The organism is Streptomyces sp. NPDC055099 (assembly GCF_053607685.1).
This window is the reverse complement of record NZ_JBSGUA010000007.1, coordinates 355,169-369,040: the sequence shown is the minus strand read 5'-3', so window position 1 is coordinate 369,040 and position 13,872 is coordinate 355,169. Positions and strand designations below refer to the sequence as shown.

The 13,872-nt window shown below is 70.2% G+C and carries 10 protein-coding genes and 1 tRNA gene; 8 read left to right on the top strand and 3 right to left on the bottom strand.

Going from position 1 to position 13,872, the window contains the following annotated elements:
- Window positions 1-4 precede the first annotated feature (4 nt).
- Window positions 5-1,699: a thiamine pyrophosphate-binding protein gene (locus ACWFRU_RS20405; RefSeq protein WP_453688846.1), complete on the bottom strand. Its 1,695-nt coding sequence runs from the start codon at window positions 1,697-1,699 to the stop codon at window positions 5-7.
- A 211-nt stretch (window positions 1,700-1,910) separates the two neighbouring features.
- Between ACWFRU_RS20405 and sucC the strand changes: the two genes are divergently transcribed.
- From sucC to ACWFRU_RS20390, 3 genes are all read left to right on the top strand, one after another.
- Window positions 1,911-3,050, top strand: a complete 1,140-nt coding sequence (sucC, locus tag ACWFRU_RS20400; RefSeq protein ID WP_453688844.1) for an ADP-forming succinate--CoA ligase subunit beta — start codon at window positions 1,911-1,913, stop codon at window positions 3,048-3,050.
- Window positions 3,051-3,061: 11 nt separating this feature from the next.
- Window positions 3,062-3,940, top strand: coding sequence for a succinate--CoA ligase subunit alpha (sucD, locus tag ACWFRU_RS20395; protein ID WP_453688842.1), 879 nt, complete (start codon window positions 3,062-3,064; stop codon window positions 3,938-3,940).
- Window positions 3,941-4,085: 145 nt separating this feature from the next.
- Window positions 4,086-5,639 carry an aldehyde dehydrogenase family protein gene (locus ACWFRU_RS20390; protein WP_453688840.1) on the top strand — a complete coding sequence of 518 codons (1,554 nt, stop codon included), beginning with the start codon at window positions 4,086-4,088 and terminating at the stop codon, window positions 5,637-5,639.
- Between the two features lie 47 nt (window positions 5,640-5,686).
- Here ACWFRU_RS20390 and ACWFRU_RS20385 read toward each other — a convergent pair whose 3' ends face one another.
- Window positions 5,687-7,021, bottom strand: coding sequence for a DUF2254 domain-containing protein (locus tag ACWFRU_RS20385; RefSeq protein ID WP_453688838.1), 1,335 nt, complete (start codon window positions 7,019-7,021; stop codon window positions 5,687-5,689).
- Window positions 7,022-7,160: 139 nt separating this feature from the next.
- Here ACWFRU_RS20385 and ACWFRU_RS20380 point away from each other — a divergent pair.
- Window positions 7,161-7,248 (top strand) — tRNA-Leu (locus ACWFRU_RS20380).
- A gap of 86 nt (window positions 7,249-7,334) precedes the next feature.
- Here ACWFRU_RS20380 and ACWFRU_RS20375 read toward each other — a convergent pair.
- Window positions 7,335-8,804, bottom strand: a complete 1,470-nt coding sequence (locus ACWFRU_RS20375; protein WP_453688837.1) for an MFS transporter — start codon at window positions 8,802-8,804, stop codon at window positions 7,335-7,337.
- Between the two features lie 121 nt (window positions 8,805-8,925).
- Here ACWFRU_RS20375 and ACWFRU_RS20370 point away from each other — a divergent pair, with 121 nt between their 5' ends.
- From ACWFRU_RS20370 to ACWFRU_RS20355, 4 genes are all read left to right on the top strand, one after another.
- The gene (locus ACWFRU_RS20370; protein WP_453688835.1) at window positions 8,926-9,423 is read left to right on the top strand and encodes a MarR family winged helix-turn-helix transcriptional regulator; all 498 of its coding nucleotides are present in this window, start codon (window positions 8,926-8,928) and stop codon (window positions 9,421-9,423) included.
- Between the two features lie 178 nt (window positions 9,424-9,601).
- Window positions 9,602-11,830, top strand: coding sequence for an MMPL family transporter (locus ACWFRU_RS20365; protein ID WP_453688833.1), 2,229 nt, complete (start codon window positions 9,602-9,604; stop codon window positions 11,828-11,830).
- 141 nt (window positions 11,831-11,971) lie between these two features.
- The gene (locus tag ACWFRU_RS20360) at window positions 11,972-13,165 is read left to right on the top strand and encodes a sensor histidine kinase (RefSeq protein ID WP_453688831.1); all 1,194 of its coding nucleotides are present in this window, start codon (window positions 11,972-11,974) and stop codon (window positions 13,163-13,165) included.
- Window positions 13,162-13,842 (top strand): response regulator transcription factor, encoded by a 681-nt coding sequence (locus tag ACWFRU_RS20355; RefSeq protein ID WP_453688829.1) that lies wholly within the window; start codon window positions 13,162-13,164, stop codon window positions 13,840-13,842. Before ACWFRU_RS20360 ends, ACWFRU_RS20355 begins: the two co-directional genes overlap by 4 nt.
- The last annotated feature ends 30 nt before the right edge of the window (window positions 13,843-13,872 follow it).

Here is a 13,872-nt window from a genome sequence, read left to right as displayed (position 1 = left end):
CTCCTCACTTGTACATGGTCTGGTTCATGGTCCCGGGGGCGTACGCGTCCGGATCGACCCATACGTTGATGAGCGAGGGCTTGCCCGACTCGCGGGCCCGCCGCAGCGCGGGGCCGATGTCGGCGGGGTCGCGTACCTCTTCGCCGTGGCCGCCGAGCATCTGGGCGAACTTGTCGTAGTGGACGTCTCCGAGGGTGTTGCCGATCCGCTGGCGCTCCTCGCCGTACTTGGCCTTCTGGCCGTAGCGGATCTGGTTCATCGAGGAGTTGTTGCCGACGATCCCGACGAAGGGCAGGTTGTAGCGGACGAGCGTCTCGAAGTCCCATCCGGTCAGCGAGAAGGCGCCGTCTCCGAAGAGGGCCACCACCTCCTTGTCGGGCCGCGCCTGCTTGGCGGCGAGCACGAAGGGGATGCCGACCCCGAGCGTGCCGAGCGGTCCGGGGTCCATCCAGTGGCCGGGTGACTTGGGCTGCACGACCTGCCCGGAGAAGGTGACGATGTCGCCGCCGTCGCCGATGTAGATGGAGTCTTCGGTAAGGAAGTCGTTGATTTCGCTCACGAGACGGTAGGGGTGGATGGGCGAGGCGTCGGACTTGAGGTTCGGAAGCCGCTTCTCGATCGCCGTCTGTTCGGCGGCGCGCAGCTCGTCGAGCCACTCCTTGCGCTTGGACGCGCCTCCGTTGAGGCGCCCGGAGGCGGCCTCGGTGACCGACTTCAGGATGAGTCCGGCGTCACCGACGATGCCCAGGTCGATGTCCCTGTTCTTGCCGACGGTGCGGTAGTCGAGGTCGATCTGTACGACCGTGGCGTCGGGGGAGAGCCGCTTCCCGTAGCCCATGCGGAAGTCGAAGGGCGTTCCCACGATGACGATGAGGTCGGCGTTGGAGAAGGCGTACCGCCGCGAGAGCTGGAAGTGGTGCGGGTCCCCGGGCGGCAGGGTCCCGCGGCCCGCGCCGTTCATGTAGGCGGGCACATTCAGGGTCCGCACGAGTTCGATGGCGGAGGCGGTTCCCCGCGTCGTCCACACCTGGCTGCCCAGCAGGATCGCGGGCTTCTCGGCGTGCACGAGCAGGTCGGCGAGCTTCTCGACGGCCTCGGGGTCTCCGGTGGAGCGGGTGGAGGCGCGGTACCGCCCCGCCTGCGGCACCCGGGCCTTGTCCACCGGCACCTTGGCGTCGAGCACATCGCGCGGTATCTCCAAGAAGGACGGGCCAGGAGCGCCGTGGAAGCACTCGCGGAAGGCCATCGAGACCATGTCGGCGGCGCGCGCCGTGTCCGGCACCGTCGCGGCGAACTTGGTGATGGGCGTCATCATGTCGACGTGCGGAAGGTCCTGGAGTGAGCCCATCTTGTGCTGGGTGTGCGCTCCCTGGCCGCCGATCAGCAGCATGGGGGACTCGGCGCGGAAGGCGTTCGCGACGCCCGTGACGGCGTCCGTGGTGCCCGGTCCTGCCGTCACCACGGCGCATCCGGGCTTTCCGGTGAGGCGCGCGTAACCGTCGGCCGCGTGGGCGGCGACCTGCTCGTGGCGTACGTCGACGACTTCGATCCCCTCGTCGACGCAGCCGTCGTAGATGTCGATGATGTGGCCGCCGCACAAGGTGTAGATGACCTCCACACCCTCTGCTTTGAGTGCCTTGGCGACCAGATGCCCACCGGAGATGTGGGTCTGGTTCGTGTCGCTGCTGCCGTCGGGCATGGCGAAGTCCTGTCCCTTCGTAGGGGAGTTGGAGCGCTCACACGCTGCGCACACACTGCTCGGAGGTGCTCTCGCGGTAGATTGCATACAGTCGACGAATACTGTATGAAGCTTGTTATCCCGCATCCGGTCAGTGGTGTCCAGGGGGCGTGCGGCACTTTTCGGAGGCGGGGGGTTCGCTCCCCGGAACGACAAGGCGTCAGGAGCCGGAATGGACCTGTTCGAGCACCAGGCAAGGAAACTCTTCGAGGAACACGGCATCTTGGTGCCGCGAGCGGAGGTCGCCGACACGGCTAAGGAGGCCCGCGCGGGCGCCGAGCGCCTGGGTGGCCGCGTCGTCGTCAAGGCCCAGGTGAAGACCGGCGGGCGCGGCAAGGCGGGCGGCGTGAAGGTGGTCGCGGACGCGGCCGCCGCCGAGATCACCGCACGCCAGATCCTCGGCATGGACATCAAGGGTCACACCGTGCACAAGGTGATGGTGGCCCAACCCGTGGAGATCGAAAGCGAGTTCTACGTCTCGTACGTATTGGACCGCGCGGCGGGGCGCTTCCTCGCCATCGCGTCCGCCGAGGGCGGCATGGAGATCGAGGAGGTGGCGGCGAGCCGGCCGGAAGCCGTCGCGCGTGTGGAGATCGACCCGGCGAAGGGAGTGGACGACGCGAAGGGCGCCGAGATCGCCGCCGCGGCGGGGCTCCCCGAGGCCACCGCCGACGTCCTGGTCAAGCTGTGGCAGGTGCTGATCCGCGAAGACGCCCTCCTCGTGGAGGTGAACCCCCTCGTCCGAAACACCCAGGGAGAGATCCTCGCCCTCGACGGCAAGGTCACCCTGGACGACAACGCCCGCTTCCGCCAGGCCCGCTGGGGTGCCGACGACTTCGAGCACGGCGACCCGCTGGAGTCGGCTGCCGCCTCCAAGGGCCTCAACTACGTCAAACTCGACGGCGAGGTCGGCATCATCGGCAACGGCGCGGGCCTCGTCATGTCCACCCTCGACGTGGTCGCCGGCTGCGGGGCGCGCCCCGCGAACTTCCTCGACATCGGAGGCGGCGCCTCCGCCCAGATCATGGCCGACGGACTCTCCGTCATCCTCTCCGACCCCGCGGTCAAGTCCGTCTTCGTCAACGTCTTCGGCGGCATCACCGCATGCGACGCCGTCGCCGACGGCATCGTCCAAGCGCTGGAATCCGTCCAGTTGACCAAGCCGCTGGTGGTCCGCCTCGACGGCAACAACGCCGTACGCGGCCGCGCCATACTCGACGCCCGCTCCCATCCCCTGGTCCAGCAGGCCACCACGATGGACGGCGCCGCACGCCGAGCCGCCGAACTCGCCGGTCACACCAACGCAGCTTGAGGAGCAGGGACATGGCGATCTATCTCACCAAGGAGAGCAAGGTCCTCGTCCAGGGCATGACCGGCGCCGAGGGCATGAAGCACACCCGGCGCATGCTCGCGGCCGGAACGGACGTCGTCGGGGGCGTCAACCCCCGCAAGGCCGGCCGCACCATCGACTTCGACGACCGGGCCGTCCCCGTCTTCGGCTCCGTCCGCGAGGGCATCGAGGCCACGGGCGCCGACGTCACCGTGGTCTTCGTGCCGCCCGCCTTCTCCAAGGCGGCGGTCATCGAGGCCGCCGACGCCGGGATCGGTCTCGCCGTGGTCATCACGGAGGGCATCCCCGTACACGACGCCGTCGCCTTCCACGCGTACGCCAAGGAGCGCGGCACACGCGTCATCGGCCCCAACTGCCCGGGACTCATCACCCCCGGCCAGGCCAACGCGGGCATCATCCCCGCCGACATCACCAAGTCCGGACGCATCGGCCTGGTGTCGAAGTCCGGCACGCTCACCTACCAACTCATGTACGAGCTGCGCGACATCGGCTTCTCCACCTGTGTCGGCATCGGCGGCGACCCTGTCGTCGGTACCACGCACATCGACTGCCTCGCCGCCTTCGAGGACGACCCCGACACCGAACTGATCGTCCTCATCGGGGAGATCGGCGGCGACGCGGAGGAGCGCGCCGCCGCCTACATCCAACAGGCCGTCACCAAGCCCGTGGTCGCCTACATCGCAGGTTTCACCGCGCCTGAGGGCAAGACCATGGGCCACGCGGGAGCGATCGTCTCGGGCTCGTCCGGCACCGCGCGCGCGAAGCAGGAGGCGCTGGAAGCCGCGGGGGTACGGGTCGGCGCCACACCGACGGAAACGGCCCGCCTCGTTCTCAACCGACTCGGGGCGTGATGTCACTCATAGGTGGCAGGCGCCGACTGCACTAGCGTCCCCCAGCACACCGCACGGACCATACGCATGGACCGAGATCCGAGCCCATCCGTGCGAGCCATGCACCTCCCGCCCCGACTTGTGCACCGTGAGCGGAGACATACGAATGGCACCCACCCTCACCAGCCCCCGCGTCCTCAAAGCCGGTACGGCCTGGGCCGACGCCTGGCGACGCTGTGTCGCCGTCGCGCCCGAGGCCTTCCGCGACGACCGCGTCCTCAACCTCTGGAACGGCACCTGGCAGGCGGACGGCCGTGCCCTGCCCGCCACCTCACCCGTCGACGGCAGCCCCATCGCGGGCCCGCCGCGCCTCGACGCCGCCACCGCCCAGCAGGCCGTACGCGCCTCACTCGGCCAGCACCGGGCCTGGCGGCACGTCCCGTTGGACGAGCGGCGCGCCCGCGTCGCCGCCACCCTCGACGCCCTCACCGAACACCGCGAACTGCTCGCGCTCCTGCTTGTCTGGGAGATCGGCAAGCCCTGGCGGCTCGCCCAGGCCGACGTCGACCGGGCCATCGACGGCGTGCGCTGGTACGTCGACGGCATCGAGCCGATGGTCGGGGGCCGGAGCCCGCTGGACGGTCCGGTATCCAACATCGCGAGCTGGAACTACCCGATGAGCGTGCTCGTTCACGCAGTGTTGGTACAGGCACTCGCGGGCAACGCGGTCATCGCCAAGACCCCGACCGATGGCGGCGTCGCCTGTCTGACCCTCGCGTGCGCCCTGGCCGTCCGTGAGGGGATTCCCGTCACCCTCGTGAGCGGCAGCGGGGGCGAACTGTCCGAAGCGCTGGTCCGCGCACCCGAGATCGGCTGCGTCTCCTTCGTCGGCGGACGGGACACGGGCGCCGCCGTCGCCACCGCCGTCGCCGACCTCGGCAAGCGGCACATCCTCGAACAGGAAGGACTGAACACCTGGGGCATCTGGAACTTCAGCGACTGGGACGCGCTCAGCGCCGTCATCCCCAAACTCTTCGACTACGGCAAGCAACGCTGCACGGCGTACCCGCGCTTCGTCGTCCAGCGAGCCCTCTTCGACGAGTTCCTCGCCGCCTACCTGCCGGCCGTGCGCACCGTCCGCGTCGGCCACCCCCTGGCGGTCGAGCACGCCGACGACCCGTTCCCGCAACTCGACTTCGGGCCGCTGATCAACGCGGCCAAGGCCAAGGAGCTGGGCGACCAGGTGGCGGAGGCCATCGACCGTGGCGCGGTGCCGCTGTACCGCGGCGCGTCGGCGGCGGATGCCTTCCTGCCGGGCCAGGACACCGCCGCGTACGTCCACCCCGTCACGCTCCTCAACCCACCCCCCTCATCCCCGCTGCACCACGCGGAGCCTTTCGGCCCGGTCGACACCATCGTCCTGGTCGACACGGAGGCGGAACTGCTCGCCGCCATGAACGCGTCGAACGGAGCGCTGGTCGCCACGCTCTCGACCGACGACACCGCGACGTACGAGCGTCTCGCGCCGCAGATCCGTGCCTTCAAGACGGGCCACGGGAAGCCGCGCTCGCGCGGGGACAGGGAGGAGCTGTTCGGCGGTTTCGGTGCGTCCTGGCGCGGCGCCTTCGTCGGCGGTGAGCTGCTGGTGCGCGCGGTCACGCACGGCCCGGCGCCGGAGCGGCCGCCGGGGAACTTCCCGAGTTACCACCTGATGGCGTGAGCCCCGGTCCGATGGCGTGAGCCCGGATCCGGCAGAGGATCGGTTGCCTAGCCGATGCCCTGCCGGTCCGGCAGCAGTGCGAACGCGCGGTCCGCGGCCTCCGGGACCGTGCGCTCCACCGCCTGCGCGAGCAGCTCACGGTGACGCAGGAGCGGCTCCCTGCGCTCCTGCGGTGCGAGCCGCAGCAGGTCGTCGAGACCGGCCATCATGCGCCGGGTGACCTGTGGGTTGCCGACCGCGCACCCTCGGATCTCGGCGAACCCGAGGTCCACCAGCGCGGTCCAGTCCGGTACGGGCTGCACCATGCGTACGACCCCGCGCCGGTCGCGGTGGCGCAGGGCGCCCAGCGGATGTGCGGCCACCGAGGTCAGGAACTGGACGATGCGGTCAAGGGCCTGCACGGCGGTGGTCGGGTCGTTCACCGCGGGGGAGAGGGCTCGCAGCGCGATGTCGGCGAGCTGGCGAAGCCCGAACCCGAGGTCTTGGTGGAAGGTGCGCTCCACGCCCACGGACACCGTGTAGCGCAGGGCGCGCGGGGGTGGCGCCGCACCGCCGTGCACGGTGAACACCGGCGTGCCCGGCACCACGAAGTCTCCGATGCGCGGCAGCAGTCGCAGCACCACACCGTGGCGTCCGGCGGCCCGCACGACGCGGGCGATGTTCACGTCCCGCAGCACTCCGGCCCGCCCGTCGTGAGTGATCCGGGCGGTGGCGGGGCCGAGGCGCTCGCCGTTCACCGCGGCTTCGGTCGGGTGCTTCACGGCCACCCGGAACGACTCACGGGCGATCCGGTCGATGACGAAGCTGATCCGCATCATGCGGAGGGTGCCGTTCACGTACGCGACGAAGAGCAGCAGGCTCAGGAACACCATCGCCATCGCCAGAACCGACTCGACCAGCGGCACGCTCGTCAGCAGCCGCGGATCGCTCTCGCTGTCGAAGGACGTCAGCGTCATCAGCGAGAACAGGAACGTCGCAAGGAAGACGGTGAGCGTGATCTTGGTGATCCGGGACCTGACGTACAGCCGCACCACCCGCGGGCTGAACTGCCCGCTGGCCATCTGCACGGCCACGAGCGAGATGCTGAAGACGACACCGATGAACGTCATCATGGCCGAGCCGATGGTGTTGATCACCGCCTTGGCGTCGTCGGCGATCCCCATCAGGCTCCGGACGGTGTCGTAGTCCCCGTCCTCCTGCAGCAACTCCACGACCCGGCTGTCCACCTCCGCGGCGACGGCCCACAGCACCATGGCCCCCACAAGCCCGGCGGTCGGCGCGAACCACATGGTGTCCCGCAGATGCTCACGCAACGGGGACAGCAGCCGGGGCCGCCGTACCTTCACTCCACCAAGCACTTCCGTAACCAACCCGTCACTCATGGTGAGACTGTAGATGCGGCGTATCGGGTCACCGGGCATCCGCCCGTCGACGTACGGATACGCAGGTGAAAGGCACTCCGAAAGCTTGGTATTGTTGTCCATGTCGCCGCGGGGAACACCCGCGAACGGCAGACACCTAGTCCGGGTGGCGGAATGGCAGACGCGCTAGCTTGAGGTGCTAGTGCCCTTTATCGGGCGTGGGGGTTCAAGTCCCCCCTCGGACACCAGCCAGAACCCCACGGCCTCTCTGAGGCCGTGGGGTTTTGTCATGCCCGCCCTTCCCGGGAGAGAGGGGCGGGCATGACATGGGTGATCAGGCCGTGGCGCCCGAAGCCGCACGCGGGTCTGTCTCTGTCTCGGGGGAGTCGGAATCCGCATCCACCGGGCGCACCGGAATCAACGACGCCACCGCCGCTGCCGCGAGGGCCACACCGCAGCCCATCAGCATGGCGGTCTTGAAGCCGTTCTCCGACGGGAGGAAGTGGCCGCCGAAGTCCGTCGTCATCTGGGCGAGGACCACGCCGATCACGGCCGCCGCCGCGGAGCTGCCGATCGAGCGCATCAGGGTGTTGAAGCTGTTGGCCGACGCGGTCTCCTCCTGCGGGACAGCGCCCATGATGAGCGCCGGCATCGCCCCGTACGCCAGGCCGACGCCCGCGTTGCAGACGATCGTCACGGCCAGCAGGCCCCAGGTGGAGCCGAGCAGCAGTATGGAGGAGGCGTAGCCGAGGGAGATGATCAGGCTGCCGACGGCCAGGGTGACCTTGGGGCCGCGGGCGTCCGACAGCTTGGCGCCGAGCGGTGCGAGGCCCATCATCATCAGGCCCGCCGGTGCCATCCACAGGCCCATGGCCATCATCGACTGACCCAGGCCGTAGCCGGTGGCCTCCGGCAGTTGGAGGAGCTGGGGGACGACCAGCGACTGGGCGTACATCGCGAAACCGACCAGCACCGAGGCCGCGTTGGTCATCAGGATCTGCGGACGGGCGGTGACGCGCAGGTCCACCAGCGGCTCGTCGCTGCGCAGCTCCCACCGGCCCCAGGCCAGCAGGATGACGAGCGCGGCGGCGAACAGGCCGAGCGTGGTGCCGCTCGTCCAGCCCCAGTCGGAGCCCTTGGAGACGGCGAGCAGCAGGCAGACGAGGCCGCTGCCGAGCCCGATCGCACCCAGCACGTCGAAGCGGGCGGAGCCGGAGCCCTTCCGGCCGGTGGGCACGAACAGCCAGGCCAGGACGGCGACCAGGAGGCTCAGGCCGGCGGCGACCCAGAACAGCACACGCCAGCTGGCGTTCTCGGCGACCGCCGCCGAGAAGGGCAGCCCGAGCGCACCTCCCACGCCCATGGACGCGCTCATCAGGGCGATGGAGGAGCCGAGCTTCTCGGGCGGCAGCACGTCACGCAGGAGGCTGACGCCCAGCGGCACCACGCCCATGCCGAGGCCCTGCAGTCCGCGGCCGATGATCATCGGCACCACGGATGAGGCGAGGGCGCACACCACCGAGCCGACCACGAGCGGTATCACCGAGACGAGCAGCATGCGCCGCTTGCCGTACATGTCGCCGAGCCGTCCGGCCACCGGCGTCGCCACCGCCGCCGAGAGCAGCGTCGCCGTGACCACCCACGAGGCGTTCGAGGGGGTGGTGTCGAGCATGCCGGGGAGGTCGCCGATCAGGGGTACCACCAGCGTCTGCATGACGGCGGCCACGATGCCCGCGAGGGCGAGTACCCCGACTATCCGCCCCGGGCGCACATCGGGGCGGACATCGGGCTTCGAGCTGACCACTGGCTTCTCCTTCGGCTTTCCGGGTGGCGATGGCCTGACGACATCGCGATGCTCACCACGGCACGAGGATGTGCACTATACATATGAAGTGCATGATGCATATGCCGAGTAGAATGCCCTCATGGAAAAGCCCGGTCGCCGCCACAGCAAGCCCGCCGGCCGCACGGAGAAGCCAGTGCGGCGGGTCGAATTCGAGACGATGCTGCTCGGACGGCATTCACACCTCTTCAACCCCCGCACACGCTCCTCCGGCGGGCGCCTCGACCGCAGCGCGTACATCCTGCTCAGCCGCATCCAGATGGACGGGCCCATGTCCATCGGGCAGCTCACCGACGCCTTCGGCCTCGACGCCTCCACCCTGAACCGGCAGACCGCCGCGATGATGCGCGGCGGCCTCGTCGAGCGCATCCCGGACCCCGACGGCGGCATGGCCCGCAAGTTCCGCATCTCCGCCGAGGGCGCGCGGCAACTCGACGCCGACCGCGCCGAGTACACCCTCAGCCTGGAGAAGGTCATGGACGACTGGTCGGCGGAGGACGTGGCCGCGTTCGCGGGCTTTCTCCAGCGCTTCAACAGCGACATCGAGCGCCTGGAGGGCCACCCCTGGCCGCGCCCGTGACCACCTCGGCCCGGGGGAGCAACTCCCCCTAGGGGGAAGTAACTCCCACGTATGACGAGACGGGAGTGAGTACTGCCAGGTCAGTACGCCGTATTGACTGCAGGTGCACGACGACCGGACCCCCCGCGCCCGGAGAACCTGTGGAGGTACCCGAGACCAGATCTGGAGACCTCTGCCCGTGGCTACTCTTCTCTATCGCCTTGGCCGTCTGGCCTTCCGGCGGCGCTGGTACGTCGCCCTGCTGTGGGCGGCCGTCCTAGGTGCCGTCGGCTTCGGCGCGGCCACGGCGCCCGCCGCCCCGGACGAGGGCAACTCCATGCCCGGCATCGAGTCCCAGAAGGCGTTCGACCTGATGGAGCAGCGCTTCCCCGGGGCCGCGGCCGACGGGGCGAGCGCGCGCATCGTCTTCGTCGCCCCCGACGGGCAAAAGGTCACCGCCGCCGAGAACCGCGAGGCCGTCGAGAGATTCGTGGACGAGGCGGCCGACGGGCCCCAAGTCGCCCACGCGGCCGACCCGTTCAAGGCACGGGGGGTGAGCGAGGACGAGTCGACGGCGTACGCGACGGTCACGTACAAGGTGGAGTCCGGCGACCTCACCGACCGGAGCAAGACGGCCCTCGAGCGCGCCATGGAAGAAGCCAGGGACGCGGGCCTGACCGTCGAGGCGGGCGGAAACGCGCTCGCCACCCAGCCCGAGGCGGGCGGGGCGGCCGAGGGGATCGGCGTCGCCATCGCCGCCGTCGTCCTGCTGATCACCTTCGGATCGCTGGCCGCGGCCGGCCTTCCGCTGCTGACCGCGATCATCGGCGTCGGCGTCAGCATGGCCTCGATCCTGGCCCTGGGCAGCGCGCTCGGCCTTTCCGCGACGACCGGCACCCTCGCCACGATGCTCGGCCTCGCCTGCGGCATCGACTACGCCCTGTTCGTCGTCTCCCGCTACCGGGAGGAGCGGGCCAAGGGGCACGCGCCCCAGGAGGCGGCGGGGCTCGCCGCGGGGACGGCCGGTTCCGCGGTCGTCTTCGCGGGGCTCACCGTGGTCATCGCGCTGGCGGGGCTCTCGGTGGTCGGCATCCCGATGCTGACCAAGATGGGTCTGGCCGCCGCCGGGGCGGTCGTCGTCTCCGTCGTCATCGCGCTCACCCTCGTCCCGGCCCTGCTCGGCCTCTGGCCGAACGCGGTGCTCTCCCGCTCCAGCCGCGGGCGCGGCAACCTCAAGGGCGGGGGTGAGCGCGACGGCGGCGAGAGCAACGGCGGCAGCCGCTGGGCCAGGTTCGTCCTGCGCCGCCCCGTCCCCGTGCTGCTCGCCTCCGTCGCGGGGCTCGGCACGCTGGCCCTGCCGGTGCTCGATCTCCGGCTCGGCATGCCGGGGGACGAGGCCAAGCCCACCTCGACCACGGAACGCCGCGCCTATGACGCCCTCGCCGACGGCTTCGGTCCCGGGTTCAACGGACCGCTGACCATAGTCGTCGACGCCAAGGGGGCGGCCGATCCGAAGGCCGCGGTGACGACCGTCGAGCAGCGCGTCGGCGCCACGGAGGGGGTCGTGTCCGTGTCGCCCGCGCAGTTCAACCCCTCCGGTGACACCGCGATGTTCACCGCTGTGCCGGCAGCCGCTCCCACCGACCAGAAGACCAAGGACCTCGTCCACGGCATCCGCGGCGACCGTCCCGCGATCGAGGCCACCACCCAGGGGGCCACCTTCGAGGTCACCGGGTCCACGGCGATGAACATAGACATGGCCCAGAAGGTGCAGGACGCCCTGATTCCGTATCTCGCCGTCGTGGTGAGCCTGGCCGTGCTGCTCCTGATGGTGGTCTTCCGCTCCGTCCTCGTACCGGTCAAGGCGGCCCTCGGTTTCCTCCTGTCGGTCGGCGCCGCTCTCGGCTCAGTCGTCGCCGTCTTCCAGTGGGGCTGGGGCGCCGGGCTCCTCGGCGTCGAACAGACCGGTCCGATCATGAGCCTGATGCCGATCTTCCTGGTGGGCATCGTGTTCGGGCTCGCCATGGACTACGAGGTGTTCCTCGTCGCACGTATGCGCGAGGCGTACGTGCACGGGGACCGGCCGGGGCAGGCCGTCGTCAGCGGATTCCGGTACAGCGCACGTGTCGTGGTGGCGGCCGCGCTGATCATGATGGCGGTGTTCTCCGGGTTCATCGGCGCCGGCGAATCCATGATCAAGACGATCGGGTTCGGACTTGCCGTGGCCGTCCTGTTCGACGCGTTCGTCGTCCGTATGGCGCTCGTCCCCGCCGTCCTCGCCCTGCTCGGTAAGGCGGCGTGGTGGCTGCCGCGCCCGCTGGACCGGCTGCTGCCCCGCGTCGACGTGGAGGGCGAGGCGCTCAGCCGCAGGTCCGCCGTCATACCGGCCCCCGCCCGGCCTGCCGATCGCGAGTCGGTGCGGACCTGACAAAGACCGCGTGACGAAGCGTGTGGCCGGGTGGCCGAGCAGTACGACGCGGGACCGCCCCGTGCGGGACACGGGGCGGCCTGCGCCCCTCCGGACGCCGCGTGGCCGACGATGGCTGAAGACTCATGATCGGAGAACTCGATGCTCACCAGCTGGCAGCGCCGCGCGGAGGCCCACCCCCGCGTCGCCGACGCGGCCGTGGCACTGCTGCTGTTCGGCGTCTCCTTCTCCGGCAGCATGCTCAGCACCACCAGTCCCTCCGACCGGCCCGCGTGGTGGGCCGGCGTGCTGGCCTCGGGCGTCGGCTGCACGACCCTGCTGTGGCAGCGCAGCCGTCCCCGCACCGTCGTCGCCGTGACCACGGTGTGCGCCATGGGCACAAGCGCGATGGGCTTCCTGCTCACGCCCCTGCTCTTGGGCCCGGTCATGGTGGCGCTCTACTGGCTGGCCGTCGGCAGCGGCCGCAGGGTCACCCGTGGGTACACGCTCGTCGTCGCCGTCCTGGTGGGGGGCACCGCCCTGTTCGCGGACACCGTCAACCACTCGCTGCTGCTCAAGACGCTCAACCCCATCGCCTGGATCCTCCTGTCAGCGATGTTCGGCAGTGGCGTCCAACTGCGCCGTGCCTACCTGGAGTCCCTGCAGGCCCGTGCCGCGCACGCCGAACGCATGCGCATCGCAAGGGAGTTGCATGACGTCGTCGCCCACCACCTGACCCTGGCCAACGCCCAGGCCGGCACGGCCGCGCACCTCGCGGACACCCACCCCGGCCAGGCCAAGCAGATCCTCACCGACCTCACGGGCACCACCGCGACGGCTCTGCGGGAGCTCAAGGCCACCGTGGGGCTGCTGCGCCAGGCGAGCGACACCGACACGCCCCTGGAGCCGTCCCCTCTGGGGCCGTCCCCCCTGGAGCCGCAACCCGGGCTCGCCCGGCTCGCCGACCTCACCGCGTCGTTCGCCTCCACCGGACTCACGGTCACCGTCACCACGGAGGGCGAGCCGCAGCCGCTCTCGGCGGCGGTCGATCTGACAGCATTCCGGATCGTGCAGGAAGCGCTCACCAACGTCAGCAAACACGCCCGCACGGAGACGGCGTACGTCCATCTGACCCACGCCCCCGACGGCCTGACCCTCGAGGTCACCGACGACGGACACCACACGGCGCCCGCCACACCCGCCGGAGGACATGGCTACGGGCTCATAGGCATGCGGGAACGCGCCCACTCCGTCGGCGGTCACCTGCACGCCGGCCATCGCCCCGAAGGCGGTTTCGAAGTCACCGCCCACCTGCCGCCGCACCCCGAGAACACGGAAGAGAACCGCACCACATGACCCTCCGCGTCCTGCTTGCCGACGACCAGGCCCTCCTCCGGGCGACCTTCCGCATCCTGATCGACTCCTGCGACGACATGGAGGTGGTCGCCGAGGCCACCGACGGCGAGGAAGCCCTCGAACTCACCCACATCCACCGCCCCGACCTGGCCCTCATGGACATCCGCATGCCGGGCACGGACGGCCTGGCCGCGACCGCCCGGATCTGCGCCGACCCGGACCTCGCCGCGACCCGTGTCCTCATCCTCACGACCTTCGAGACCGACGAGTACGTCGCCCAGGCCCTGCGCGCCGGAGCGAGCGGATTCCTCGGCAAGGACGTGGGAGTCGACGAACTCCTCGGCGCGATCCGTACCGTGGTCGCGGGCGACTCGCTGCTCTCCCCGTCGGCCACGCGCGCCCTCATCACCCGCTTCCTCGCCACCCCCGAACCCGGCGGCCACCTGGTGCCGCCCGAGAGTCTCGCCGCGCTCACCGCCCGCGAGCGGGAGGTGATGGCTCTGGTCGCCGAGGGGAAGTCCAACGCCGAGATCGCCGACGCGCTCTTCGTCAGCCCGCTGACCGTACGCACGCACGTCCAGCGCGCCATGACCAAGCTCGATGCCCGTGACCGTGCCCAACTGGTCGTCATCGCCTACCAGTCGGGCCTCGTCCGCCCCGCCCCGCCCCTGTGCTGAGTCCAGTTCAGGACCGCACGAGCCCGTCCC

Coding starts and splice junctions, on each gene's coding strand:
- ACWFRU_RS20405 (WP_453688846.1), bottom strand. CDS start 1,699: ATGCCCGACGGCAGCAGCGACACGAACCAGACCCACATCTCCGGTGGG.
- sucC (WP_453688844.1), top strand. CDS start 1,911: ATGGACCTGTTCGAGCACCAGGCAAGGAAACTCTTCGAGGAACACGGC.
- sucD (WP_453688842.1), top strand. CDS start 3,062: ATGGCGATCTATCTCACCAAGGAGAGCAAGGTCCTCGTCCAGGGCATG.
- ACWFRU_RS20390 (WP_453688840.1), top strand. CDS start 4,086: ATGGCACCCACCCTCACCAGCCCCCGCGTCCTCAAAGCCGGTACGGCC.
- ACWFRU_RS20385 (WP_453688838.1), bottom strand. CDS start 7,021: ATGAGTGACGGGTTGGTTACGGAAGTGCTTGGTGGAGTGAAGGTACGG.
- ACWFRU_RS20370 (WP_453688835.1), top strand. CDS start 8,926: ATGGAAAAGCCCGGTCGCCGCCACAGCAAGCCCGCCGGCCGCACGGAG.
- ACWFRU_RS20360 (WP_453688831.1), top strand. CDS start 11,972: ATGCTCACCAGCTGGCAGCGCCGCGCGGAGGCCCACCCCCGCGTCGCC.
- ACWFRU_RS20355 (WP_453688829.1), top strand. CDS start 13,162: ATGACCCTCCGCGTCCTGCTTGCCGACGACCAGGCCCTCCTCCGGGCG.